This window comes from Lysobacter antibioticus (genome assembly GCF_001442535.1).
Lineage (GTDB): Bacteria > Pseudomonadota > Gammaproteobacteria > Xanthomonadales > Xanthomonadaceae > Lysobacter > Lysobacter antibioticus.
The window spans coordinates 4,548,976-4,574,210 of sequence record NZ_CP013141.1; the positions used below are offsets into that span (position 1 = coordinate 4,548,976).

Annotated in this window: 23 protein-coding genes and 1 other RNA gene; 18 read left to right on the forward strand and 6 right to left on the reverse strand. The window is 68.4% G+C overall.

The features are described 5' to 3' along the window. Positions 1–207 precede the first annotated feature (207 nt). Together gmk and GLA29479_RS18535 are read right to left on the reverse strand one after the other, a co-directional pair. Entirely contained in the window at positions 208–828 is a 621-nt protein-coding gene (gmk, locus tag GLA29479_RS18530; RefSeq protein WP_057919064.1) for a guanylate kinase, read from the reverse strand. A 105-nt stretch (positions 829–933) separates the two neighbouring features. Next, complete coding sequence (locus tag GLA29479_RS18535; RefSeq protein WP_057919065.1) at positions 934–1,794, reverse strand: YicC/YloC family endoribonuclease; 861 nt, start codon at positions 1,792–1,794, stop codon at positions 934–936. A 69-nt stretch (positions 1,795–1,863) separates the two neighbouring features. Here GLA29479_RS18535 and rph point away from each other — a divergent pair, with 69 nt between their 5' ends. Next, entirely contained in the window at positions 1,864–2,628 is a 765-nt protein-coding gene (rph, locus tag GLA29479_RS18540) for a ribonuclease PH (RefSeq protein WP_057919066.1), read from the forward strand. A gap of 318 nt (positions 2,629–2,946) precedes the next feature. Here the strand turns inward: rph and GLA29479_RS24780 are convergent, their stop codons facing one another. Then, positions 2,947–3,225, reverse strand: coding sequence for a hypothetical protein (locus tag GLA29479_RS24780; protein WP_144436607.1), 279 nt, complete (start codon positions 3,223–3,225; stop codon positions 2,947–2,949). A 102-nt stretch (positions 3,226–3,327) separates the two neighbouring features. Here GLA29479_RS24780 and GLA29479_RS18545 point away from each other — a divergent pair, with 102 nt between their 5' ends. The 8 genes from GLA29479_RS18545 (at position 3,328) to GLA29479_RS18580 (ending at position 10,887) form a co-directional block, all read left to right on the forward strand. Next, entirely contained in the window at positions 3,328–3,720 is a 393-nt protein-coding gene (locus tag GLA29479_RS18545; RefSeq protein WP_057919068.1) for a VOC family protein, read from the forward strand. Continuing rightward, positions 3,717–4,313: an RdgB/HAM1 family non-canonical purine NTP pyrophosphatase gene (gene rdgB, locus GLA29479_RS18550; protein ID WP_057972469.1), complete on the forward strand. Its 597-nt coding sequence runs from the start codon at positions 3,717–3,719 to the stop codon at positions 4,311–4,313. The genes GLA29479_RS18545 and rdgB overlap by 4 nt, the downstream gene beginning before the upstream one ends. Beyond that, positions 4,310–4,894 carry a hypothetical protein gene (locus tag GLA29479_RS18555; protein ID WP_144436608.1) on the forward strand — a complete coding sequence of 195 codons (585 nt, stop codon included), beginning with the start codon at positions 4,310–4,312 and terminating at the stop codon, positions 4,892–4,894. The genes rdgB and GLA29479_RS18555 overlap by 4 nt, the downstream gene beginning before the upstream one ends. 53 nt (positions 4,895–4,947) lie before the next feature. After that, positions 4,948–6,123, forward strand: coding sequence for a radical SAM family heme chaperone HemW (hemW, locus tag GLA29479_RS18560; protein ID WP_082638801.1), 1,176 nt, complete (start codon positions 4,948–4,950; stop codon positions 6,121–6,123). Positions 6,124–6,376: 253 nt separating this feature from the next. Then, positions 6,377–8,668 carry a DUF1631 family protein gene (locus GLA29479_RS18565; RefSeq protein WP_057972471.1) on the forward strand — a complete coding sequence of 764 codons (2,292 nt, stop codon included), beginning with the start codon at positions 6,377–6,379 and terminating at the stop codon, positions 8,666–8,668. Positions 8,669–8,678: 10 nt separating this feature from the next. Further along, complete coding sequence (locus GLA29479_RS18570) at positions 8,679–9,029, forward strand: PilZ domain-containing protein (protein ID WP_057919072.1); 351 nt, start codon at positions 8,679–8,681, stop codon at positions 9,027–9,029. A 159-nt stretch (positions 9,030–9,188) separates the two neighbouring features. Further along, positions 9,189–10,559 carry a Xaa-Pro dipeptidase gene (gene pepQ / locus GLA29479_RS18575; protein ID WP_057972472.1) on the forward strand — a complete coding sequence of 457 codons (1,371 nt, stop codon included), beginning with the start codon at positions 9,189–9,191 and terminating at the stop codon, positions 10,557–10,559. Positions 10,560–10,566: 7 nt separating this feature from the next. Beyond that, positions 10,567–10,887, forward strand: a complete 321-nt coding sequence (locus GLA29479_RS18580; RefSeq protein WP_057919074.1) for a low molecular weight protein tyrosine phosphatase family protein — start codon at positions 10,567–10,569, stop codon at positions 10,885–10,887. An 872-nt stretch (positions 10,888–11,759) separates the two neighbouring features. On the opposite strand, the gene GLA29479_RS18585 is transcribed toward GLA29479_RS18580, so the two are convergent. Continuing rightward, positions 11,760–12,359, reverse strand: a complete 600-nt coding sequence (locus GLA29479_RS18585; RefSeq protein WP_057972473.1) for a short chain dehydrogenase — start codon at positions 12,357–12,359, stop codon at positions 11,760–11,762. A gap of 98 nt (positions 12,360–12,457) precedes the next feature. On the opposite strand from GLA29479_RS18585, the gene GLA29479_RS18590 reads away from it, so the two are divergent. After that, positions 12,458–13,354 carry a LysR family transcriptional regulator gene (locus GLA29479_RS18590; RefSeq protein ID WP_057972474.1) on the forward strand — a complete coding sequence of 299 codons (897 nt, stop codon included), beginning with the start codon at positions 12,458–12,460 and terminating at the stop codon, positions 13,352–13,354. 288 nt (positions 13,355–13,642) lie between these two features. On the opposite strand, the gene GLA29479_RS18595 is transcribed toward GLA29479_RS18590, so the two are convergent. Next, positions 13,643–14,965, reverse strand: coding sequence for an aminopeptidase P N-terminal domain-containing protein (locus GLA29479_RS18595; protein ID WP_057972475.1), 1,323 nt, complete (start codon positions 14,963–14,965; stop codon positions 13,643–13,645). 1 nt (position 14,966) lies between these two features. Continuing rightward, positions 14,967–15,515, reverse strand: a complete 549-nt coding sequence (locus GLA29479_RS18600; RefSeq protein WP_237051685.1) for a UPF0149 family protein — start codon at positions 15,513–15,515, stop codon at positions 14,967–14,969. A gap of 170 nt (positions 15,516–15,685) precedes the next feature. Between GLA29479_RS18600 and GLA29479_RS18605 the strand changes: the two genes are divergently transcribed. The 8 genes from GLA29479_RS18605 to GLA29479_RS18635 all read left to right on the forward strand — a co-directional run bounded on the left by GLA29479_RS18605 (position 15,686) and on the right by GLA29479_RS18635 (position 25,042). After that, entirely contained in the window at positions 15,686–20,266 is a 4,581-nt protein-coding gene (locus GLA29479_RS18605; protein ID WP_169795694.1) for an EAL domain-containing protein, read from the forward strand. 222 nt (positions 20,267–20,488) lie between these two features. Further along, a complete protein-coding gene (locus GLA29479_RS18610) occupies positions 20,489–20,710 on the forward strand; it encodes a TIGR02449 family protein (RefSeq protein ID WP_031373971.1) in 222 nt (73 codons plus the stop codon). Positions 20,711–20,720: 10 nt separating this feature from the next. Beyond that, complete coding sequence (locus tag GLA29479_RS18615) at positions 20,721–21,026, forward strand: cell division protein ZapA (protein WP_031373970.1); 306 nt, start codon at positions 20,721–20,723, stop codon at positions 21,024–21,026. Between the two features lie 209 nt (positions 21,027–21,235). Next, a non-coding RNA gene (gene ssrS / locus GLA29479_RS23880) (6S RNA) lies at positions 21,236–21,422 on the forward strand. Between the two features lie 98 nt (positions 21,423–21,520). After that, complete coding sequence (locus GLA29479_RS18620) at positions 21,521–22,114, forward strand: 5-formyltetrahydrofolate cyclo-ligase (protein ID WP_057972477.1); 594 nt, start codon at positions 21,521–21,523, stop codon at positions 22,112–22,114. Between the two features lie 14 nt (positions 22,115–22,128). Beyond that, positions 22,129–22,599: an EVE domain-containing protein gene (locus GLA29479_RS18625; RefSeq protein ID WP_031373968.1), complete on the forward strand. Its 471-nt coding sequence runs from the start codon at positions 22,129–22,131 to the stop codon at positions 22,597–22,599. 140 nt (positions 22,600–22,739) lie between these two features. After that, a complete protein-coding gene (gene rpiA, locus GLA29479_RS18630; protein WP_057972478.1) occupies positions 22,740–23,402 on the forward strand; it encodes a ribose-5-phosphate isomerase RpiA in 663 nt (220 codons plus the stop codon). Between the two features lie 137 nt (positions 23,403–23,539). Next, positions 23,540–25,042, forward strand: coding sequence for a DNA polymerase Y family protein (locus GLA29479_RS18635; RefSeq protein ID WP_057919082.1), 1,503 nt, complete (start codon positions 23,540–23,542; stop codon positions 25,040–25,042). Positions 25,043–25,235 lie beyond the last annotated feature (193 nt).

Consider the following 25,235-nt stretch of genomic DNA (forward strand, 5'->3'; position numbering starts at 1 on the left):
GGCAAGCTCTTACGAATCAGACAGATACGTGGCGGGACCGGGGTTCGTGACAGTGGCTATGCACTGGGCGAGGGGAACGGCCAGGAGCAAATCCCCCCTGCCCCCTTTTCCAAAGGGGGGAAAGGCGCAGGCGACGGGCTTGGAGGGACGTGAGTCCCGCCGGGGTTCGATTCCGAGCGCCGACTCCCGACTCCCGATTCCCGAGCCTCAGCCCTCGTCGGCCAGCAGCGCGGTGATCAGACGGGAATGGCGGGCGACCTGCGGTTCGCGGCGCAGGCGGCTGGCCAGGAAGATCGCGCACATTTCCTCGACCGCGGTGTCGAACACTTCGTTGACGATGACGTAGTCGAACTCGCCGTAATGCGACATTTCCTCGCGCGCGGCGTCCAGGCGCTGGCGGATCGTCGCCTCGCTGTCCTGGCCGCGGGTGCGCATGCGCGACTCCAGCGCCTGCCGCGACGGCGGCAGGATGAACACGCTGACCGCATCCGGCACCTTGGACCGGACCTGGCGCGCACCCTGCCAGTCGATCTCCAGCAACACGTCCTTGCCGGCGGCCAGGAAGGGCTCGACCGACTGCCGCGCCGAGCCTTTCCAATCGCCGTGGACGCGGGCGTACTCGAAGAAATCGCCGGCCTCGACCATCGCCTCGAACTCCTGCGCGCTGACGAAGTGGTAGTGCTCGGCATGGCGCTCGCCCGGACGCGGCTGGCGCGAGGTGAACGAGATCGACAGGCGGATGTTGGGATCGCGCGCCAGCACGGCGTTGACGATGCTGGATTTTCCGGCCCCGGACGGGGCCGCGACGATGTAAAGGGTTCCGCGCATGTGTCGGTAAGGTCCGGCTTGAAACGATAAAAACGGGGATACAGGAACGTGCGGCGAGGAAACGGAAACGAGTAGAGGCACTCGTTACTCGTTCCTCTCCACTCGTTACTCGATGTTCTGGATCTGCTCGCGGACCTGGTCGATCAGCACCTTGAGTTCGACCGCGGCCGCCGAGCTGCGCGCGTCGACCGACTTGGAGCCCAGGGTGTTGGCTTCGCGATTGAATTCCTGCAGCAGGAAATCGAGGCGGCGGCCGACCGCTTCGCGCAGCTTGAGCACGCGTCGCGCTTCGACCACGTGCGAGTCGAGGCGATCGAGTTCTTCGTCGACGTCGAGCTTCTGCAGCCACAACACCAGTTCCTGCTCGACGCGGCCGTTGTCGGCCGGCTGGGCCAGATCGGCTAGCCGCGCCTCGAGCTTGGCGCGCTGGCCGGTGCGGATCGCCGGCATCAGCGTGCGCACTTCGGCGGCGATCGCGGCGATGCCGTCGACGCGCTCGCTGATGACCGTCGCGAGCTTGCCGCCTTCGCGTTCGCGCGCGGCGACGAATTCGTCGAGCACGCTGTCCAGCAGGGCCAGCGCCGCGGCCTGCAACTCGGCCGGGTCGGTGCTCGGCGCCTGCAGCACGCCGGGGAACTGCAGCAGATCGGTGAATTCGGTGCGCAGCGCCGGGAACCGCGCCGACAGATCGATCGCCAGGTCGCTGAGTTCGCGCAGGCGGGTCGGGTTGAGCTGCAGCGCATCGCCGCCTTCGGGCGCGCGCAGGCGCAGGGTCAGGTCGAGCTTGCCGCGGCTGATGCGCGCGGAAATGCGCTCGCGCAGGGCCGGTTCGAGCACGCGCAGCTCGTCGGCCAGGCGCACCCCGAGTTCGAGGAAACGATGGTTGACCGAGCGCAACTCGCAGCCGAGCGTGCCCCAGGGTGTCACGCGTTCGCCGCTGGCGAAGGCAGTCATGCTGCGAATCATTCGCGAATCCCAAGCCTACAGGGAGCGAATGGTAAACTCGCCGGCCATCAAAACGGTAACTTCGCGCCCATGACCGGTCCCAACGCCGCCCCCAACGAGGCCCCGACCGGCCCCCTCGTCCGTCCCAGCGGCCGTACCGCGGGCCAAATGCGCGAAGTCCGCATCGAGCGCAGCTTCACCCGCCACGCCGAGGGCTCGGTGCTGGTCAGCTTCGGCGAGACCCGGGTGCTGTGCACCGCCAGCGTCGAAAACAAGGTGCCCTCGTTCCTGCGCGGCAAGGGCGAAGGCTGGGTCACGGCCGAATACGGCATGCTGCCGCGCGCGACCCACACCCGCAGCGATCGCGAGGCCGCGCGCGGCAAGCAAGGCGGCCGCACTCTGGAAATCCAGCGTCTGATCGGCCGCGCCCTGCGCGCCTGCATCGACCGCAAGGCGCTCGGCGAGCGCACCATCACCCTGGATTGCGACGTCCTGCAAGCCGACGGCGGCACCCGCACCGCGGCGATCACCGGCGCCTACGTGGCCCTGGTCGACGCGGTGCGCTGGCTGCAGTCGCGCCGCGAAATCGCCCGCGATCCGATCTTCGGCGCGGTCGCCGCGGTCTCGGTCGGCGTCTACCGCGGCGTGCCGGTGCTGGATCTGGATTACGCCGAAGACAGCGATTGCGACACCGACATGAACGTGGTCATGAACGACGGCGGCGGCTTCATCGAGCTGCAGGGCACCGCCGAAGGCCACGCCTTCCGCCGCGAAGAGCTCGACGGCCTGCTGGGCCTGGCCGAAGCCGGCATCGCCGAGCTGATCCTCAAGCAGCGCGAGGCGCTGGCGGTCTGATCGCCGCGAACGGCTTCGAGTCCCGATGCGGACTCGAAGCCGCTGCCATCGTTTCGCTCCGCTTGCGTGTCCGTCTCGCTGCGGCACACCCATCTTTCCGGCGCGGCGGGGCCGCATGGGCAGTCGCTCCCGCATCGCCCGCTGCGCCATCCTGCGCTGCCTGCGTCGTTCCACAAAAATCGAAACCCAGCGGATTTTTCCCTGGTTTTCGGAGGCAGGGGTCGAGACGGGCGCCGCTCGCCGGCAATGGCGATTGGCCGTGATGCACGCCGCAACCGTGCACCTCACGCGCAGGGAATGTGCGCTGCCCGCCGCGCATCAGGCGCAATGCGCTTGATCGACACACGACGAATCGACACGCGATGCGCGCGATACGCGCAACGTTGAAGACACGCGCGCAGCGTCGAAATGCAGGCAACGCGCAGGCTCGACGCCCATCGCATCGCCGGGCGGATCGCCCCAGCACGAGCGCGCAATCAGAACCACGAAACGCTTCACGAATGCACGAAGCCCGACTTCGGATATCGGCGGCGGCGTGCCAATCTGCAGCGGGCTCGATGGCGACACGCCCCAGCCCCAAACCATCGTGACGGCCATGGATTGTGTTTTCTTCCGAGCCGCCGCCATCCCCTCCATTCGGCCGGCTTCGCCCGCCCTCCTCCCGAAGGCGATAGCGACGGCCCCTCAGCAAGGTCCGCCATGAATCGCAGCATCGGCAGCATCGCCCTCGTCGTCGCCGATTACGACGAAGCCATCGCTTACTACACCCAGGCACTGGGATTCGTCCTGCTCGAAGACATCGACCAGGGCGGCGGCAAACGCTGGGTCCGGGTCGCGCCCGCCGACGGCGCCCAGACCGCCCTGCTGCTGGCACGGGCGGTCGGCGAGGAACAAGCCTCGCGCATCGGCAACCAGACCGGCGGCCGGGTCGGCTTTTTCCTGCACACCGACGACTTCCGGCGCGACCACGCGGCGATGCTCGGGCGCGGCGTGCGCTTCATGGAAACTCCGCGCGTCGAGACCTACGGCACGGTCGCCGTGTTCGAAGACCTGTACGGTAATCGCTGGGATTTGCTGGAACTGAAAGCATGAGATTAGTGCTGGCCAGCAGCAACGCCGGGAAACTGGCGGAGCTGCGCGACCTGCTCGGCGACACCGGCATCGAACTGGTGGCGCAAACGGATCTGGGGGTCGAGGACATCGAGGAAACCGGCAGCACGTTCGTCGAGAATGCGCTGCTCAAGGCCCGTCATGCGGCCGCGGTCACCGGGCTGCCCGCCCTGGCCGACGATTCCGGCATCTGCGTCGATGCGCTCGGCGGCGCCCCCGGCCTGTACTCGGCCCGCTACGCCGGCCAGCACGGCGACGCCCAGGCCAATATCGACAAACTGCTCGCCGCCCTCAAGGACGTGCCCGACGCCCAGCGCGGCGCGCACTTCTATGCGGTGATCGTGCTGCTGCGCCACGCCGGCGACCCGCGCCCGGTCATCGCCGAGGGCATCTGGCACGGTCGCATCCTGCACCAGCGCCAGGGCGAGCGCGGTTTCGGCTACCAGCCGGTGTTCTACGACACCGAATACAACGTGTCCGCCGGCGAGATCGACGACGCCCTCAAGAACCGCGTCAGCCACCGCGCCCGCGCCCTGGCGGCGCTGCGCGAGCGCCTGCCGGAGGTCGCCAGGTGAACCGGATGCTGCGCGCCGCCGTTCCGCCCCGACGCGCCTTCCGCACCGGCGGCCATACCGTGCTGTCGGTGGCCGTGCTGTACCTGCTGGCGATGCCGATCGCGATCTGGATCCGCCAGGACGGCCTCGGCGCCGGCACCCACCAGACCAACAGCTTCAGCTCGGAGATCGAACTGGCGCTGTGGCTGCTGGCGACCCTGGTCGGGCTGGTCGCCTTGGCCGCGATCCAACGGGTCAGCCTGCAAGCCAGCCCCGGCCACACCATCGGCTACGCCAACATCACCACCGCCCATCGCACCCGCCGCTTCGCCCCGGGCGAGGTAGTGGGCATGTCCCTGCACCGGGCCAAGGACGGGCGCCTGCGCCTGACCTCGACCCTGGAACTGCGCCTGTCCCCGGCCCCGCACCGGCGTTGGAACACGGCCACCATTTTCGACGGCGAAACCTCCGGCGACGGCAGCGCCGAGCCCCTGGCCACGATCATGCGCCTGGTCGTCCAGGCCCGCCCGGACGTGGCCATCGACGCCAATCTGCGCGCCCTGCTCGCCGTCACCCGCTACGGCGCGACGCGCGACCGGTAAGCTGTCGGCCCCTTCCGACTGTTTCCGGGCCTTCGGGTCCGGTCGAGCGCTGTTTGAGCGATACCCTGACCACTCCGCCGTTGTCGCTGTACGTCCACCTGCCCTGGTGCGTGCGCAAATGCCCGTACTGCGATTTCAACTCGCACGAATACAAGGGCGGCAAGGGCAGCGCCCTGCCCTACGACGCCTACGTCGACGCCTTGCTGGCCGACCTGGAGCACGACCTGCCCTTGGTCTGGGGCCGGCCGGTGCACAGCGTGTTCTTCGGCGGCGGCACCCCGAGCCTGTTCCCGCCCGAGTTCATCGACCGCTTCCTGCAGGGCGCCAGCGCGCGCCTGCGCTTCGCGCCGGGCTGCGAAATCACTCTGGAAACCAACCCCGGCACCGCCGAGCACGGCCGTTTCGAGCTCTACCGCGGCGCTGGCGTGAACCGGCTCAGCTTCGGCATCCAGAGCTTCGACGACGGCTGCCTGCAGCGCCTGGGCCGCATCCACGACAGCCGCGAGGCCGAAGCCGCGGTCAAACTGGCGCAGGACGCCGGTTTCGACAACCTCAACCTCGACCTGATGTACGCCCTGCCCGGCCAGACCCTGGCGATGGCCGAGCGCGACCTGGAGCGGGCCTTCGCCCTCGACCCGGCCCACCTCTCGCATTACCAGCTGACCCTGGAACCCAATACCGTGTTCGCCGCGCGGCCGCCGCAGGGCATCCCCGACGAGGACAGCGCCTGGGACATCCAGGAGCATTGCCAGGCGCTGATCGCCGCGCGCGGCTACGAGCACTATGAGGTCAGCGCCTATGCGCGGCCGCAGCGCCGCTGTGCGCACAACCTCAATTACTGGCGCTACGGCGACTACCTGGGCATCGGCGCCGGCGCCCACGGCAAGATCACCCTCGGCGCCGAACAGGCGATCCTGCGGCGCTGGAAGCACAAGCACCCGACCGAGTACCTGGCCAAGGCCGGCAGCGAAGCCGGCATCGGCGGCGACGACCGCATCGCGCCGGAGCGGCGGCCGTTCGAGTACATGCTCAACGTGCTGCGCCTGGTCGAGGGCTTCTCGCTGGCCGACTACGAGGCCCGCACCGGGCTGGCCCGCGCCGGCATCGCCACGCAACTGCAGGCCGCCTTCGACGCCGGCTGGCTGGAGCAAAGCGGCGACCGGGTGCGCCCGACCGAGCTGGGGCGCCGCTTCACCAACGATGTGGTGGCGCTGTTCCTGCCCGACTGAGGGCCGCTTGATGGCTGATTGAGCGGCTTGCGCCGGTTGTAAGCCGGGGACCGCGGCGGATACCGAGCCTCACAAGCCCACCACCGGTTCCGGCGGACACTCGCCTTTGGCCGCCCGTGCGGGTCGTTCGCGTTAGTGCCATTGGCCGCCTCCTGTCGGCTGCACGCCACGCGCGGTCGTCGTCGGACCGTTTCGAGTTGGCGAGCGCCGGGGAGGCGTGGTTATATCTTGAGGTCGTCAGTACCGAATCCACATGTCCGCCACGTTTGATCCTCTGGACGCCTCGCTGCCGCGGGCCACCCTGGCCACGGCCGCGCTGCCCCGTCGCGTGCGCCGATTGCTGGAGCAGTTGTACGCCCTGATCTCCGACGAAACCGCGCCGCAACTGGAACGGATGCTGGCCGAGTTCGAGCAGCAGCTGTTCCGCCAGGCCGACCAGGCCCGCAATCCGAGCCTGCAATCGGGTTATCTGGAAACCCTGCGCCTGGTCCGGCTGCGCCGCGCCGACCTGATCCCGCGCTATCTGGTCGCGCTGGAAACCGCGCTGACCCGCGTGCGCCAGCCGGTCGCGCCGCGTTCGCAAGCGGCGGCCGTGCCCAATTTCAGCGAGTTGCGGCTGGTCGACGACAGCGAGATCGACGAGAACACGGTGCTGCGCAGCATCGCCAGCCGCCACGAATCGCGCGCCGGCCTCGGCCTGCTGCTGCTCGGCCAACGCTTCGGCGTGCTCGCCGGTGCACCGGCCTTCGATGCCGAACGCCTGCCGGTCGGCCCGCACCGCCTGATCCGGATCTTCGCCGACGTCTGCCTGCCCCTGCAGATCGGCCAGGAGTCGCGCCTGGACCTGTTCCGCGTGTTCGACCAGCAGGTGATGCTGGGCTACGCGCAGATGGTCGAGGCCATGAACGCCCTGCTCGCGCGCGAGAACGTGCTGCCGGGCCTGTCGTTCGTGCCGCTGCGCGCGCGTCCCAACGCCATGCCCCAGGGCGAAGCCGTGGCCGCCGACGCCATGCGCCGCGAACCGGCGCCCGACAAGAACCGCGGTACGCATGCGGGGCCGTCGCCCTCGGCGCGGCCCGACGACGAGCGTCCGCACACCGCCTGGCCGGGCCAGCAAGCGGTGGCGCGGGCACCGGACGCAACCGATTTCGCGACCCTGCAGCAATGGCTCGGCGAGCGCCGCGAACTGGTCGACAAGCTGCGTCCGCGCGGCGGGGTCGCCGTGCCGGCCGCGGCGATGGACACCGCCGAGGTGTTGTCGGTGCTGAACCGGCTCAAGGACGAACTGCCGCGCGGCCCGCAGCCGTTGCGCAAGATCGCCGAGCTGCGCCAGTCGCTGCTGGAACGCAGCGAACCCCCGCCGGGCACGGTCGCCGCGCTGTCGCGCGACGACGGCGACGTCTTCGACCTGCTCGACATGCTGTACGACGAGATCGAGCAACGCCTGCGCGGCGACGTGACGATTTCGACCCTGCTCAACCGCCTGCAGGCGCCCTTGCTGCATGCCGCGCTGCAGGACCGCAGCCTGCTCGAGCAGACCGAGCACCCGGCACTGCAACTGCTCAACACGGTCGCCGAAGCCGGCGCGCGCTGGACCCCGAGCGAAGACGTCGACCCGCAATTGCACGAGCCCTTGCGCCAGGCCGTCGACCACGTGGTCGAGCACTACGATTCCGGCGCGGACGTGTTCGATACCGCCAACCTGCGTTTGCAGGAACAGTTGCAGAACCTCGCGCGCAAGGCCGAAGTCTCCGAACGGCGCCACGTCGAAGCCGCGCGCGGCAAGGAAAAGCTCGAAATGGCCAAGCGCCTGGCCAGCGAAGCGATCGAACAGCACACCGCCGAACAGCGCCTGCCGCGTTTCGTCCAGGCCCTGCTCAACCAGGCCTGGGCCGACGTGCTCACCCTGACCTTGTTGCGCCACGGCGAAGACTCCGAAGCCTGGCAGCGGCAGCTGGAAACCACCCGCCAGATCGTCTCGGGCAACCGCACCGGCGCCGACGCGCCGATGCCGTGCGGCCTCGACGCGGACATCGAACACGCGCTGACCCAGGTCGGTTATCACGGCGACGACGCCCGCGCGATTTCGCGCCAGCTCACGGTCGGCCCGGCGCTCGAGGACGACGCCGCCTCGCGCACCGAGCTGGCGATGAAACTGCGCTCGCGCAGCCGCCTCGGCGAAGACGCCGGGCCGGCCCGTTCGACCCTGCCCGCGCGCAACGACGACGAGCAGCGCTGCTGGGAACAGATCCGCACCCTGCCGTTCGGCACCTGGTTCGAATTCGTGCAGAACCAACAGGGCGACGCGGTACGCCGGCGCCTGTCGTGGTTCAGCCCGGTCACCGACAACGCCTTGTTCGTCAATCAGCGCGGCCAGCGCGTCGGCGAACAGTCGCTCGACAGCCTCGCCCGGATGATGGCGCGCGGCCAGGCGCGGGTGGTCGTCGAGGAACGCAGCCGCCTGGTCGATCGCGCCTGGCACGCCACGCTCGACGTGCTGCGCGGCTTCGGCGGCAAACGCCCGGCCGATCCGGCCGGCGCATGAGATCGGACGCATGAACGAAGAATTCCGCCGCACCCGTCGCCGCCGCATCGCCGAAACGGTGCAGGTCGTCGACACCATGACCGAAACCGTGATCGGCCATCTGGGCAACCTGTCCGAGACCGGGATGATGCTGATCGCCAACACGCCGCTGGTCGACGATGCGCTGTACCAACTGCGCTTCAACCTGCGCGACGCCCCCCAGCACGCCTCGCCGATCGAAGTCGGCGCGCACCTGTTGTGGCAGGACCGCGCCAGCGTACCGGGCCAAACCTGGACCGGCTTCCGCTTCATCGCCATGCCCGAAGACGGCATGCAGCACCTGCGCCAGTGGCTGGACCTGCCCGGCGGCAGCTACGAGTAAGCGGTTCCCGCGCCAGACTGTTCTCCCTGTCCCGCCTGCGGCGAGCGCAGAACATGCAAGGTGAGAGGGCCGAAACGAAGGCCCTGCCCCCCGCCGGCGCAAATCCTGCCCCGGCGAATTGCGGCAAAATGGACGGGTTTCCTCCAGGCTAGGCCCGCAATGAACGCTTCCGCCCGCACCGCCGATCCGTCCGTCCTCGACACCCACGCCCTGTACCGGCAGCACTTCGCCGAACTGCAGCGCCGCTGCGAGCAGGCGCTGGAACGCGGCGGGTTCGATCACCTGGTGGTGCCGAGCGGCACCTTGCACTACCAGGTCTTCGACGATCGCGATTACCCCTATGCGGTGAATCCGCAGTTCAAGGCCTGGGTGCCGCTGACCCGCAACCCCGGCAGTTGGCTGGTGGCGACGCCGGGCCATAAGCCCAAGCTGATCTACCTGCAACCGTTCGACTACTGGCACGTCGTGCCGCAGGCGCCGAGCGGCTGGTGGGTCGATCACTTCGAGGTCATCGTGATCCGCCAGCCCGAGGAAGCGCTGGCCCACCTGCCCAAGGACCCGGCGCGCTGCGCGATCCTCGGCGAAGCGCAGAGCGCGCTCGGCGTCGGCGGCGACCGCGCCTTCGTGCCGAACAACCCGCCGGCGGTCGTCGACTATCTCGAATACCACCGCGCCTACAAAACCCCGTACGAAGTGGCGATGATGCGCGAAGCCACGCGCAAGGGCGTACGCGCCCACCGCGCCGCCGAGGCCGCGTTCCGCGCCGGCAAGAGCGAGTTCGACATCCACCTGGCCTACTGCGGCGCCGCGCGCCAGGACGCCAACGAACTGCCCTACGGCAACATCGTCGCCCTCAACCAGAACGGCGCGGTGCTGCACTACATGGAACTCGACCGCGAAGCGCCGGCGCAGTCGCGCAGCTTCCTGATCGACGCCGGCGCCAGCCACCACGGCTACGCCTGCGACATCACCCGCACCTACGCCAGCGACGGCCGCGGCGAATTCCAGGCCCTGATCGACGCCGTCGACGCCGCGCAGCGGAAGATGTGCGACCAGGTCCGCGCCGGCACCGACTACAAGCGCATCCACCTCGACGCTCACCTTGCCCTGGCCGGCATCCTGAAGGACGCGGGCGTGCTCAAGGTCTCGCCGGAAGCGGCGGTGGCGACCGGCGTCAGCGGCGTGTTCTTCCCGCACGGCATCGGCCACGGCATCGGCCTGCAGGTGCACGAGGTCGCCGGCTTCGCCGCGTCCGACCGCGGCGGCCGCATCGACAAGCCGGCCGGCCATCCGTATCTGCGCCTGACCCGCGTGCTCGAAGCCGGCATGGCGGTGACGATCGAACCCGGCCTGTACTTCGTCGACCTGCTGCTCGACGGCCTCAAGCAGGGCGAACACGCCGGCAGCGTCGACTGGAACCGCATCGAACAGTTCCGCCCCTTCGGCGGCATCCGCATCGAAGACGACGTGGTCTGCACCGACGCCGCGCCGATCAACCTGACCCGCGACGGTTTCGCGGAAGCGGCCTGAGCCCCGCGTGCGGCGCATCCTGTTCGTCTGCAGCCAGAACAAACTGCGCAGCCCGACCGCCGAACAAGTATTCGCCGCACGCGACGACCTCGACGTCGCCTCGGCCGGCCTCAACCACGACGCCGAGCAACCGCTCGGCGCCGAAGTGGTCGAATGGGCCGAGCTGATCTTCGTGATGGAAAAGGCGCAGCGCAGCAAGCTGCAGCGCAAGTTCCGCGCGCAACTGCGCGGCAAGCGCGTGGTTTGTCTGGATATCCCGGACGACTACGAGTACATGGCGCCGGAGCTGGTCGCCTTATTGCAGGCGCGGGTGCCGCGGCATTTGTGAGGGGTTCGCGGCCGTTGCCGTTGCGGTTGCGGTTGCCGTTGCCGTTGCCGTTGCCGTTGCCGTTGCCGTTGCCGTTGCCGTTGCCGTTGCCGTTGCCGTTGCCGTAAAAGCTTGGCGCAGTTTCGACTTTGCGAGAACACCTGGAGACCCGGAGGGCGCCGCACAGGACGTGCGGCGTTTTCCGATAAGACAGGGACGTCTTATCGGAAAATCCCGGCGCGGGCTGCGTGCTCGCAGGGGAGCTTCGTCAAGGAAAAGCACTTTTCTTTGGTGACTTTTGACCGAAGGGAATCCAGGCGGACTTTTGGGGCTTTGGCCAAAAGAAAGTTACCCGCACCCTTTAGGGGGCGGAAGCTTTGCACTTGCTTGAGCAACGCAGTGCTGCGAACCCCTCCCCTGTAGGAGCGGCGTGAGCCGCGACCGCGTCGCAACAATCTCGCGTCGATGCTGGCAGCAGCCCGTCAGGGTAGGAGCGGCGCAAGCCGCGACCGCGCTGCGTCGGTCTTGCCGCGCTCCCATCAAGCAAGATCAAGATCAAACGCCAAAAGCTTCCGCCACTAAAGCGGCGGGTTACTTTCTTTTGTCTAAAGCAACAAAAGAAAGGTAACCAAAGAAAAATGCTTTTCTTTGAATCAAGGGCCCGCACGATCGATGCCGACACGGGGATTTTTCATACGGGACATCCCTGTCCCGATGAAAAACGGCCTGCATCCATGCAGGCCGCCCTTCGGGTCTTCGATTGCCTTCGCGAGTGCCAAGCTACGCACAGCAACAGCAACAGCAGAATCTTTACGGCAACAGCAACGGCGAACTGCAACTGCAACTGCAAGATGCCTCGTCAAACTTGCAACTTGCACGAACGCCCAATCAAATCACCACACTTTGAACACCCGCCCACTCTGAATCCCTTCGACACTGCGCTGATACGCCAACGCCGCGCGCGTCGCATTGACCGGTTCGAAGCCGGGGAAGAACGCGCCGTAGGCCTCCCACGACTCCGTCAATACGTTCGGGCTGACCGCATTGATGCGCAGGTCGCGCTGCAACTCCAATGCGGCGCCACGCACGAAACCCTCGATCGCGTTGTTGACCGCGCTGGCGTTGGCTCCGGAGCGGATCGGTTCTTCGGCGACGATGCCGGTGGTCAGGGTGATCGAGCCGCCGTCGTTGAGGTGATGCTGGCCCAGCAGGGCCAGGCGCACCTGTCCCAGCAGTTTGTCGTTGAGGCCCAACGCGAAGTCGGCCGGGCGCATCGTCTCGAGCGGGCCGAAGTGCAGCACGCCGGCGGTGGAGACGATGGCGTCGAGCTTGCCGGTGCGGCGGAACAAGGCCTCGACGCTGGCATCGTCGGTGATGTCGACCGGGTAGTCGGCGCTGCTGCGGCCGGCGGCGAGAATCTCGTGCCGCGGGGCAAGGCGTTCGGCCACGGCACGGCCGAGGGTGCCGCTGGCGCCGACGATGAGGATTTTCATGGGAACTCCGTGATGAAAGACAGGCGGCCAGTCTGCTCGCCGCGGCATCGACGGTGAATGCGCTAGGATTTCGGGCTCCCCTAACCGCGGGTTAGCCCTTGGACAAGCTGCGCAGCATGGCCGTGTTCGTCGCGGTCGCCGACACCGGCAGTTTCGCCGCCGCGGCCCAGGCTCAGAACCTGTCGGCGGTGATGGTCGGCAAACATATTCACCAGTTGGAAGCGCATCTCGGCGCACGCCTGCTGCAGCGCGATACGCGCAAGCAGCGTCTGACCGAGGTCGGCGAGAGCTTTCTCGAGGACTGCCGGCGCATCCTCGACCAGGTCCGCCACGCCGAGTCGGTCGCCGAACGTCTGCGTCACGACGGCCAGCCAAGCGGGCGCTTGCGCATCACCGCGCCGGTCACGCTCGGCGGCAATGCGGTCGCCACGGTGGTCACCGAATTCCTGCAGCGCCATCCCGAGGTCGCGGTCGAACTGGTGCTCAGCGACCGCATGTCCGACCTGATCGCCGAGGCCTTCGACGTCGCGATCCGGATCGGCCCCTTGCCGGATTCGGACCATCTGGTGGCGCGCCCCTTGCGGCCGTACCGGATGATCGTCTGCGCTTCGCCGGAGTATTTGCGCGAACACGGCACACCGAGCGACCCGCGCGAGCTGGTCGACCACAGCTGCCTCAATCATCTGCTGTGGAATCACGACGCTGGCTGGCGTTTCGAGCACATCGCCGCCGAACCGCTGCGCCTGCGCGGGCGCTTCGCCTCCAACAACGGCGAGGCCTTGCGGCGCGCGGCGGTGGCCGGCTGCGGCATCTTGCTGCAGCCCGAGGTGCTGCTGTCCGACGACCTCGCCGCCGGCCGGCTGCTGCCGCTGTTCGCCGAGCAACTGCCGCCGCCGCGCCCGGTGCATCTGTTGTACCCGCGCGACCGCCAGCCCTTGCCGAAGCTCAGCCGTTTCGTCGAGCTGGTGCTGGAGCGCATGGGCCCTGCTGCATAACGCTCAGCGCGCCGACCACACGTCCGGCGCGTTCGGCTGCGGTTCCGACCATGGCCAGGCTGCGGCCAGAATCTGCGCGATAATGCGAGGTCGCGGTCGCGACTCACGTCGCTCCTACAGGGGCACACCCGAAGACGACGCGACATTGAGACATGGCGGTCGCGGCTCGCGCCGCTCCTACCCTGGCGAGCAAGCCGCTTCGACGAACGACGGTGGCCACGTCATCTCTGCGCGTCCCTTGTCGCGACTCACGTCGCTCCTGCACGGATAGATTCGTGGCGACGGCGCTCACCGCGCCATCAAGGCCTCGATCTCGTCGGCGCTGCGCGCAAGCCGGTCGGTCAGCACCTGATGGCCGTCCTTGTTGATCAGCACGTCGTCTTCGGTACGGATGCCGATGCCGCGCCATTTCGGATCGACGCTGCTGTCGTCGGGCGACACGTACAGCCCGGGCTCGATGGTGAACACCATGCCCGGTTCGAGCAGACGCGACTCGCCGTCGAGGCGGTACTCGCCGACGTCGTGCACGTCCATGCCCAGCCAGTGCCCGGTCTTGTGCCGATAGAAGCGCTTGTAGTGGCCTTCGGCCAGGTTCTTTTCCAGCTTGCCCTTGAGCAGGCCGAGTTGCAGCAGGCCCTCGGTCAGGGTTTCGACCGCGGCCAGGTGGCCGGCCTCGTAGGCCACGCCGGGGCGGGCCAGCGCCAGGGCCGCGGCCTGGGCGGCTCCGACCAGGTCGTGCAGCGCGCGTTGCGGCGCAGTGAAGCGGCCGTTGACCGGAAACGTGCGGGTGATGTCGGCGGCGTAACCGCGGTACTCGGCGCCGGCGTCGATCAAGACCAGGTCGCCGTCGGACGAGGCCGCGCTGTTGGCGCGATAGTGCAGCACGCAGGCGTTGCTGCCGGCGCCGACGATGCTGCCATAGGCGGGCTCGGCGTCGTGGCGGCGGAACACGCACTCGATTTCGGCCTGCAGCTCGTACTCGCGCACGCCGGGCCGCGCCGCGCGCATCGCCGCTTCGTGGGCCAGCACGCTGATGTCGGCGGCGCGCTGCATGAAGCGCACTTCGTCGCGGTCCTTGAACAGACGCAACTCGTCGAGCAGATGGCCCAGTTCGAGAAATTCGTGCGGCGGCTGTGCGCCCTGGCGCACCATCGCGCGCACGCGGTTGAGCCAGCCGATCAGCTTGAGGTCGAACTCGGCATCGCGGCCGAAGTGGTAGTACACACGCGAGCGCCCTTCGAGCAGACCCGGCAGGATGTCGTCGAGGTCGGTGATCGGATAGGCGTCGTCGAGACCGAAGGCTTCGACCGCGCCTTCCGGGCCGTAGCGCGGGCCGTCCCAGGCTTCGCGCTCGCGATCGCGCTCGCGGCAGAATAGCAAGGTCTCGCCATGGCGCCGGCCCGGCACCAGCACCAGCACCGACTCGGGTTCCGGGAAACCGGTCAGGTAACTGAGGTCGGAGTCCTGGCGGAACGGGTAGTGGGTATCGCGGCTGCGGATATGCTCGTTGGCCGACGGCACGATCACGATCGCGTCGTCGCCGGCCATCGTCATCAACTGCTTGCGCCGGCGGACATAGGCCTTGGCCGGCATCGACAACGCGGCGTTCATATCAGTTCAACCGATGCCGATGCTGCGCCGCCATCGCCACGTCGCCATGCAACAACAGCGCGACGATGCGCACGAACTCCTCGATCTCGGTCAAGGCTTCTTCGTCGTCCTCGTCGCCGTCGTCCTGCGGCGAGGCAGCGGCCAGACGGGCCAAGTCGCCGAGCGCTTCGCGGCTTTCCTCCGACAGCGAGGAGGCCTCGCCGGCGGCGAGGCCGAAACCGCCGAGGAAACCCCGGCACCAATCGAACAAGGCGCCGCTGCGCTCGGACAAGGGCGCTTCGGTATCGGGCAGCAGCAGATCGAAGCCGAAGCTGCGATCGCCGAGTTGCGAGGCGCTGGCGCTGCGCAGGCGATCGAGCGCGCCGTTCTCGGCCGGCGTCGCGACGGTCTGGTCGGCCAGCACGCGCGCCGGCCAGTCGCGCACCGAGGCGCCGCCGCCGGCGAGCCAGCCGCACAACGCGCCGTGCAGTTCGGAAGCGGAAGCGCCGAGCGAGAGCGCGCGGCTCTCGGCATCGACATCGGACAACAGGGGCAGTTCGGTCGCGGCCACAGGCATCAAGTCGTGAGGGTTGCCGCAGTTTAGCAATGCCGGGCGAATGCAGGCGGCGTGAAGAAACCCGCAGGATCCTGTCCTGTCTGGCGATTCGAGTCCGTAGTGCTTGTTGCCGCAACGGGCGCCTGCCTAAACTGCGGGCTGTTGCGCTTCACGCCACGGTGTCCGTGCGTTCCTCTTCCCCTGTCGCCCTGCTGACTGCCGGTCTGATCGCCTTGCTCCTGTGCATGGCGGCGCTGACCCAGCGTGCCGATGCGGCCACGCGCGATTTCTACTTCTCGCGCCTGGGCAGCGAGCTCGGCCTCAGCCAGAACTCGGTCACCGCCTTCACCCAGGACGCGCACGGCTTCATCTGGGTCGGCACCCAGGGCGGCCTGCACCGCTACGACGGCCAGCGCTACGTGCCCTATCGGCACGACCCGCGCGATCCGGCCAGCCTGCCCGACAGCTACGTCACCGCCCTCGCCCTCGACGGCCAGCGCGCGATCTGGATCGGCACTCATTCCGAATACCTGGCCCGGCTCGACCTGGCCAGCGGCGCGATCCACCGCTATGAACCGCCCGATTCGCAGGCCGGACGCCAGATCGTCTCGCTGCTGCCGTGGCGCGATTCGCTGCTGATCGGCACCCTGGCCGGCCTCGAGCGCATGGACCCGCGCAGCGGCGCACGCGAGCTGCTGCTGGCCCTGCCCGGCGAACTGAGCCGGCAATCGCCTTGGCAGGAACTCGCCCTGGCCCGCGACGGCACCGCCTGGTTCGCCAGCGCGGCCGGCTTGTACCGGATCCTGCCGAGCGGCAAGATCGAACGCATCGGCGCCGCCCAGGTGCTGCGCAGCGTGTTGATCGACCGGCGCGGCCGGCTCTGGGCCGGCGGCGTCGACGGCCTGTACCGGCTCGACGGCCACACCGGCATCCTGGTCAAGGTCGAGGACGAGGCCCTGGCGACGCTGCGCGATGCGCGCGCCCTGATCGAAGCGCCGGATCAGCGGATCTGGATCTCCGGCTTCGGCAACGGCCTGTACCGCCACGACCCCGAAACCGGCCATTCCCAGCGCGTGCACGCCGAGCCCGGTGTCGAGGCCACCCTGCCCGAGGACACCATCGAAGCGTTGATGATCGATCACGGCGGCCTGCTCTGGGCCGGCGGCCAGTACCGCGGCGTCGCCGTCGCCGACCCGCGCGGCACCCGCTTCAGCTACGTCCTCGACCTCGACGAGGACCGCACCGGCGCCGGCGCTTCCGACGCCAGCATTCGCAGCCTGGCCCAGGACGACCTCGGCGCGATCTGGATCGGCACCGACAACGGCCACCTGCGCCGCTACGACCTGGGCGCCGACCGCTTCCAGGACATGACCGCACTGCTGCCGGCCAACGCCGGTGCGCGCCGCATCGCCGCGATCGCCCGCGAGCCCTGCCCCGAGGCCGACAACCCGAATCCACCGGCCTCGCTGCCGCCGACCCGGCTCTGGCTGGCGACCGGCCAGGGCCTGCTGCGCCTGGACCCGGCCACCCGCCGGGTCGAGAGCATCGACCTGCGCGGCTACCGCGACGTCGCCCTGCGCTCGCTGGCGTTCGCCCGCGACGGCAGCCTCTGGCTCGGCAGCGACGACATCGGCGCCCTGCACTACCTGCCCGAAACCGGTGCCCTGGTCCGCTACGCCTATCGCGAGGGCGATTCCAAGGGCCTGAGCCATCCGCGCGTCAACGCCGTGCTCGAAGACACCAAGGGCCGGATCTGGTTCGGCACCGGCGACGGCCTGGACCTGCTCGACCCGGCCACCGGCTACCTGCGCCACTACCGCCATGCCACCGACGAGGCCGACAGCCTGCCGGGCAATTTCGTCCGCGCCGTGCACCAGTCGGCCGACGGCTCGATCTGGGTCGGCACCCAGGCCGGCCTGAGCCGGGTGGTCGAACACAGCGACGGCCGCATCCGCTTCGACCATCCGCTGGCCGAAGTGCTTGGCGACCATCCGGTGCCGGTGGTGTTCTCGATCGCCGAACGTCCCGCCGGCCGCCTCTGGCTCGGCACCGACGCCGGCATCCTGCGTTTCGACAGCGGCGCCTCGCTGGTCCGCCGCTACGGTCTGGCCGACGGGCTGCAGGATCTGGAATTCAACGCCGGCGCGGTCGACATCCTCGCCGACGGCCGCATCGCCTTCGGCGGCGTGCGCGGCCTCAATGTGTTCGACCCGGCGCGTATCGCCGACTCGCGCTACACCCCGCCGGTACGCCTGCTCGGGGCTTGGATCGGTTCCGACACCAGCGCCGGTTCGAGCACGCTGTGGCAGTCGACCCGGCTGGAGATTCCCAACGATGCCGGCATCCTGCGGCTGCGCATCGGCGCGCTCGACTTCGGCCCGAACAGCGGCATCCGCTATCGCTACCGCATGGACGGTTTCGACCGCGACTGGATCGACAACGGCCCGCGACAGGACATCACCTACACCCGCCTGCCGCCCGGCCGCTACGTGTTCCGCGCCCAATCGACCAACCGCGACGGGGTCTGGAACACCCAGGAACTGCGCATCCCGGTCAACGTTGAGCCGCCTTTGTGGCGGCATCCGCTGGCGATCGCCCTGGCGGCGTTGGCCGCGCTCGGCCTGGCCCTGAGCTTCGGCTGGCGCTGGCACGTCGCCCGCCAGCGCGAACGCGGTTACTTCGCCCAGATCCGCGAACGCGAAGAACGTCTCAAGCTCGCGCTGTGGGCGTCCGGCGAACAGTTCTGGGACTACGACCTGAAGCGGCGCGAGCTGCACCGCATGCGCGTGGACGACCACAACCCGCAGTCGCCGGAGATCGGCGTGCAGGCCGACATCGCCGACGACCACGAAATCCATCCCGACGACCTGAGCCGCGTCACCGAGCTGCTGCGCAAGCACCTCAAGGGCGACGCCGCGCTGTTCCTGTCCGAACACCGCATGCGCACGCCGAAGGGCGAGTGGGGCTGGGTGCGCGCCCGCGGCCGGGTCGTCGAACGCGACGCCGAAGGCCAGCCGGTGCGGGTCGCCGGCACCGGCCGCGACGTCACCGCGGTGCGCAGCGCCGAACGCGAACGGCGCATTTCCAGCGAGGTGCTGCGCTCGATGGCCGAGGCGGTCGCGGTGTTCGACCGCGACTTCGTGTTCGTCTCGATCAACCCCGCGTTCTCGCGCATGACCGGCTATCCCGAGAACGAAGTCATCGGCCAGACCACCGGTCTGCTCGACAGCCGCCAGCACGACCCCGAGTTCTACAGCGACATGCGCGATGAGCTGCAGCGCAGCGGCCGCTGGTCCGGCGAGATCTGGCAACAGCGCAAGGACGGCAACGAATTCCTGTGCTGGCTGCAGGCCAGCATCGTGCTCGACAGCAGCGGCCAGCGCGGCCACTACGTCGCCGTGCTGACCGACATCACCGACCAGAAGCGCGCCGAGCAGGAACTGCGCTACCTGGCCAACTACGACACCCTGACCAGCCTGCCCAACCGCACCCTGTTGTCGGAGCGGCTGTCGCGGGCGATCGTGCGGGCGCGCCGCCACGGCCACCGCATCGCCCTGTTGTTCCTCGACCTGGACCGCTTCAAGGACATCAACGACTCGCTCGGCCATGCCGCCGGCGACCGCATCCTGCGCGCCGCCGCGGTGCGCCTGCAGGAAACCGTCGGCGCCGAGCACACCGTCGCCCGCCTGGGCGGCGACGAATTCACCGTGGTGCTCGAAAACCTGGAGACGCCGGAACAGGCCGAGGACGTCGCCCGGCGCCTGATCAAGGCCTTCGAGGCGCCGCTGGATTTCGACGAACGCCACGACGTCGCCATCTCGCCGTCGATCGGCATCAGCCTCTACCCCGATCACGCCCAGGTCCCGACCGACCTGCTCAAGCACGCCGACACCGCGATGTACCAGGCCAAGGCGGCCGGCCGGCGCACCTTCATGCGCTACACCGAGGCGATGGACATCGAGATCCGCCAACGCGCGACGATCTCGGCGGCGCTGCGCAAGGTGCTGGACCGCAACGAGCTGCGTCTGGTGTTCCAGCCGCGCCTGTCGCTGCCGGAAGCGCGCATCACCGGGGTCGAGGCGCTGCTGCGCTGGAACAGCGCCGAGTACGGCAACATCCCGCCTTCGCAGTTCATCCCGTTGGCCGAGGAAAGCGGCCTGATCCTGGAAATCGGCGAATGGGCGATGCGCGAGGCCTGCAGCCGCCTGCGCCAGTGGCGCCAGCAGGGGCTCGACCAGTTGTCGATCTCGGTCAACGTTTCGGCGATCCAACTGTTGCGCGGCGATCTGCCGAAGATGGTCGCGCGCGCCCTCAGCGAAAGCGGCATCCCGCCGTGGCGCCTGGAGCTGGAACTGACCGAAAGCGTGATCATGGCCAACGCCGCGCACACCTCCAACACCATGCAGGCCTTGCGCGAACTCGGCGTGGCCCTGGCGGTCGACGACTTCGGCACCGGCTATTCCTCGCTCGCTTACCTCAAGCGCCTGCCGATCAACACCCTGAAGATCGACAAGGAATTCATCGGCGACCTGACCCGCGACCCCGACGACGAGGCGATCACCAGCACGGTGATCACCATGGCCCACTCGCTGGGCCTGAACGTGGTCGCCGAGGGCGTGGAGCTGGAAGAGCAGATGGAATTCCTGCTGGCCCACGGTTGCGACGAGATCCAGGGCTATTGGTTGGCCCGGCCGCTCGAAGCCGACGACTGCCTGGCCTTCATCCAGCAATGGCAGCCCCCGCTGAGCGTGCGCGCGGCGCGCTGACGGCCGGGAATCGGGAATCGGGCGGGCTTCCTGGCCATTGGGGGAGTCGCGGCGCAGGCCGCGACCGCGTCGCATCGCGCCCCGCGATGCCGCCGCCCCCGGCGCGCCCTCACGCCGCCCCAAAGCCGCCATCGACCCGACGGCTGACCGATTCCCGACTCCCGATTGCCGATTCCCGACAGCGCCTTGACCGCCCCCGCCCCGGCCTGCCATCGTGCCGGGATGGATCGCACCGAACTCATCACCGAATTGCAGTCGCTGCTGACCCGCGTCGACGAACTCGGCGATCGCGTGCGTCGTCTCAGCGAAGAGAACCGCAGCCTGCGTCAACAGCAGGAACAACTGGTCGGCGAGCGCTCGGCGCTGTTGGCCAAGAACGAGCAGGCCCGCACCCGCGTCGAGGCCATGATCGCGCGACTGAAGTCGCTGGAGCAGCACACGTGAATCCGACCCGATGAGCACGACCAGCGAAGCCGTCAGCATCCGCCTGCTCGACCGCGAATACACCGTCGGCTGCGAACCGTCCGAACGCGACGACCTGCTTGCCGCCGCGCGTATGCTCGACAGCAAGATGCGCGAGATCCGCGGCAGCAACCGCATGGCCGCGCTCGACCGCGTCGCCGTGCTCGCCGCGCTCAACTTCGCCCACGAACTGCAGCAACTGCGCGGCGACGGCGACCACCGCGACCGCGAAATCTCGCGCACTCTCGACGAACTGCATCGCAAGCTCGACAGCCTGTTCGACGCCGCGATCCGCTGACCCCGGGCAGCTCGCTCTTCCCCGAAAAGGCCTTGCCGCAAGCGGTTTTTGTGACTTCGAGCGTCCTCGCATCGGGTTTTGCCGCATCACGCTTGTTTCATCGGGCCCCGTTCATCCGCATTGGCGGATCGATCAAGCGTATGAACCGCAACGCAGCGTCGCCGACGAGCGGGGCCGCTGCGGTCGATACGCGCGCTATACTCCGCGCACGTCCTCTGCTGTGCTCGACGGCGTGCGCAAACATTCGCCTTGTCCCTTAATTACGACCACGGGGGCGCAACGGGAATCCGGAGTGCAAGTCCGCCTCGCAGCGGGAAGCCCGAAGATCTCCAAGCGTTCCCACTTGAACCCCGGGTTCAAGGTCGTTTCGCACGCATCGACATCGGCGGAGGACTACTCATCCCGGAACGGGCGCGACGTCACGAAAGTGATTCGCGCCCGTTGCCTTGTCCGGAGCGCCCGCGCTTCCGTTTTCCCCCAGGACCCCGCGCCGAATGACGGTTGACCGTACGACGCTGCGCCGCGAACTGCGCGCGCAACGCCGCAATCTCGCCGCCCCCGCGCGCATCGCCGCCGCCGAATCCCTGGCCGCACGTCTGCTGGCGCTGCCGTTCGCGCCCGCCACCGGCTATGTCGCCGGTTATTGGGCCATGGATGGCGAGATCGCCCTGCACGTCTGGCAACTGCGCCTGCCGCCCGGCTGCGTGTACTGCCTGCCGGTGCTGCACGAAGACCAGCGCCTGCGCTTCGCCCCCTGGCGCCCGGGCGACGCCCTGGTCGGCAACCGCTTCGGCATCCCCGAGCCGGACGTCAGCCCCAGCTCGCTGCTCGAGCCTGAACAAATGAGCCTGGTGGTACTGCCGCTGGTCGGCTTCGACCCGCGCGGCCACCGGCTCGGCATGGGAGGCGGCTGGTACGATCGCAGCTTCGCGTTCCGCCAACGCAGCCCGGCCCCGCCGTGGCTGGCCGGCGCCGCGTTCGAACTGCAACGCGTCGATGCGCTCGACAACGCCGATTGGGACGTAGCGCTCGATGCGGTCTGTACGGAAGTCCAGACTCTGGACTGCCGTTCCCCCCTGTTCGTCTGACCGTTGAGCACCGCATGACCGCACGCCGCCGCTACTGGCTGATGAAGTCCGAACCGGACACGTTTTCCATCGACGATCTGCAACGCGTCCGTACCGAACCCTGGAACGGCGTGCGCAACTATCAGGCCCGCAATTTCATGCGCGACGGCATGAAGGTCGGCGATGGCGTGTTGTTCTATCACTCCAACACCGCCGTGCCCGGCATCGCCGGCCTCGCCACGATCGCCAGCGAAGCCTATCCGGACCCGACCCAGTTCGACGCCAAGTCCGACTACTACGACGGCAAGAGCTCGCGCGAAGACCCGCGCTGGCTGTTGGTAGACGTCGCCTTCGAGCGCAAGTTCGAGCGGGTGATCCCGCTTGACGAGATCAAGGCCCGCGCCGACGACCTCGGCGAGGACTTCGCCCTGACCCGCCGCGGCAATCGCCTCTCGGTGCTGCCGGTGACGGCGGCGCAGTGGAAGGTGTTGTTGTCGATGGAATGAGGCCGGGAATCGGGAATGGAGAATGGGGAATCGCAGAAGCGTTCCTCGCTCCTCCCGGGTTCCCCGCACTGCTTGCTTTACCGATTCCCGATTCCCGATTCCCGATTCTCCATTCCCGCTGTTCGATTCCCGAGCCCCACATGTCCGAAGCAAAGCGCCTGGCCGGCGAAAAAGCCATCGACTACATCGAAGACGGCATGATCGTCGGCGTAGGCACCGGTTCCACCGTCGCCTATTTCATCGAGGCCCTGGGCCGGCACAAGGAGCGCATCAAGGGCGCGGTGTCGAGCTCCGAACAGAGCACCGCACGCCTGCAGGCGCTCGGCATCGAAGTGCTCGACCTCAACGCCACCGGCCCGCTGTCGCTGTACGTCGACGGCGCCGACGAATGCGATCCGCACAAGCGCCTGATCAAGGGCGGCGGCGCGGCGCTCACGCGCGAGAAGATCATCGCCGAGGCCAGCGCGAAGTTCGTCTGCATCGTCGATCCGGCCAAGCGCGTCGATGTGCTCGGCAAGTTCCCGCTGCCGGTCGAGGTCGTGCCGATGGCGCGCAGCCTGGTCGCGCGCGAGATCCTGGCGATGACCCGCGGCCAGCCGGTGTGGCGCCAGGACGCCAACGGCGCCGGCGTGGTCACCGACAACGGCAACCTCATCCTCGACATCCACGGCCTGGCGATCATCGACCCGGTGGCGATGGAATCGGCGATCAACCAGATCCCCGGCGTGGTCAGCGTTGGTCTGTTCGCACGCCGCCCGGCCGACATCGTCATCGTCGGCGGCGAGCCGCCGATCGTTCTGTAAATCACTGATTTAGAACGTCTCTCAACAGACGAGACGGCCTGCCGCCAAAATCGGCAGGTCGTCCGCACCGCCCGCCCGAGGCATCCAGGGCGGCCGGTTGCGCGGCGCGATACCGAACTCCATGCCGGCCCGCCGCCATGACCCTGCGCTGCCTGTTCGTCGACTTCAATTCCTACTTCGCCTCGGTCGAGCAATTCGACCGCGAGGAATTGCGCGGACGCCCGGTCGGCGTAGTGCCGGTGCTGGCGGCGACCACCTGCTGCATCGCCGCCAGCCGCGAGGCCAAGGTCCACGGCATCAAGACCGGCACGCCGGTGCACGAAGCACTGGCGCGCTGCCCGGATATCGCCATCGTCGAAGCGCGTCCGGCGCGCTACGTCGATCTGCATCACCGTTTGATCGCGGCGATCCAGGATTGCATTCCGATCGACGGCGAACCGCTGTCGATCGACGAAGTCGCTTGCCGCCTGATCGGCCGCGAACGCCAGCGCGACAACGCCATCGCCATCGCCCACCGGATCAAGCAGACCTTGATCGATCGCGGGCTCGCTCCGGCGATCCGTTGCTCGATCGGCATCGCCCCCAATACCTTCCTGGCCAAGACCGCCTCCGACATGCAGAAGGTCGATGGCCTCACCGTGCTAGAACTCGGCGATCTGCCGCAGGCACTGCATGGCCTGGAATTGCAGGACCTGTGCGGCGTCGGCCCGTCGATGCTGCAGCGCCTGCGCAACGCCGGCATCGACAGCGTCGAACAACTGACCGCGGCGCCGCGCGAACATTTACGCGCGGTCTGGGGCGGGGTCGAAGGCGAGCGCTTCTGGGCGCAGTTGCGCGGCATCGAACCGACTTCGCGGCAGCGCAAGGCAGTCGGTTCGGTCGGTCATTCGCACGTGCTCGACCCGCAGATGCGCAGCGCCGACAGCATGCGCTCGGTGCTGTTCAAACTGCTCGCCAAGGCGGCGATGCGGATGCGCGGCGAGCGTTGCCAGGCGCGCGGGATGAGCCTGCACGTGCGCTTCGCCGGCAAGGAAGAACGCTTCAGCCGCAATATGTCGTTCGCCGCGCTCGACGACACCCCCACACTGCTGCAACTCATGGCCGACGCGCTGCAACCGCTGATGCGCGGCGCCGCCAGCGGACGTTGGAACGTCAAACGCTTCCCGCCGCTATCGGTCGCGGTGTCCTTGATCGACCTGCAGCCCAACGCCGCCGACAGCGGCTCGCTGTTCGTCGAACGCGGGCGCAAACAGGCACTGACCCGCGTGCTCGACCAAGTCAATCAACGCTACGGCAATAACCGCCTGTATTTCGGCGCGATGCAGGACGCACTCGCGCAAGGCGCCGCGCCGATGCGCATCCCCTTCAGCCACATCCCGGAAGAATCCGCCGAAGCCGACCTCGGCGCCACGGCACTGGTGCCGGACCCGAGCATGAACGAACTGTGGTTGCGGCGCCTGCGCGAGTTCAACGTCATGGCCGAGCACGCCCATCGCGAAGCGCGCGAGCACCCCGGCAAGCCATTGCCGCCGCCGGGGCCGTCGCCGATGCATCGTTCTTCCGGCGTCGGCGGCTGGGGCCGCAAACAACGCGACAAAAGCGACGACGACGGCCGCGGCACCACCGGCTCGCTGTTCTGACGCCTCGACGGCTGTGCGCTGCGAATTTCGGTTCGAGTGCCGCGACTCACGTCGCTCCTGCAGTGGGAGCCACGCCGCTTCGATGCCACCGCTCTTCGCGATATGCCAGGAACCAGCCCGAGCATCGCCATCGTTCACCGCTCGCTGTACGACGGCGAAACTCAAGCCCCTCTCCCGCTGGCGGGAGAGGGGT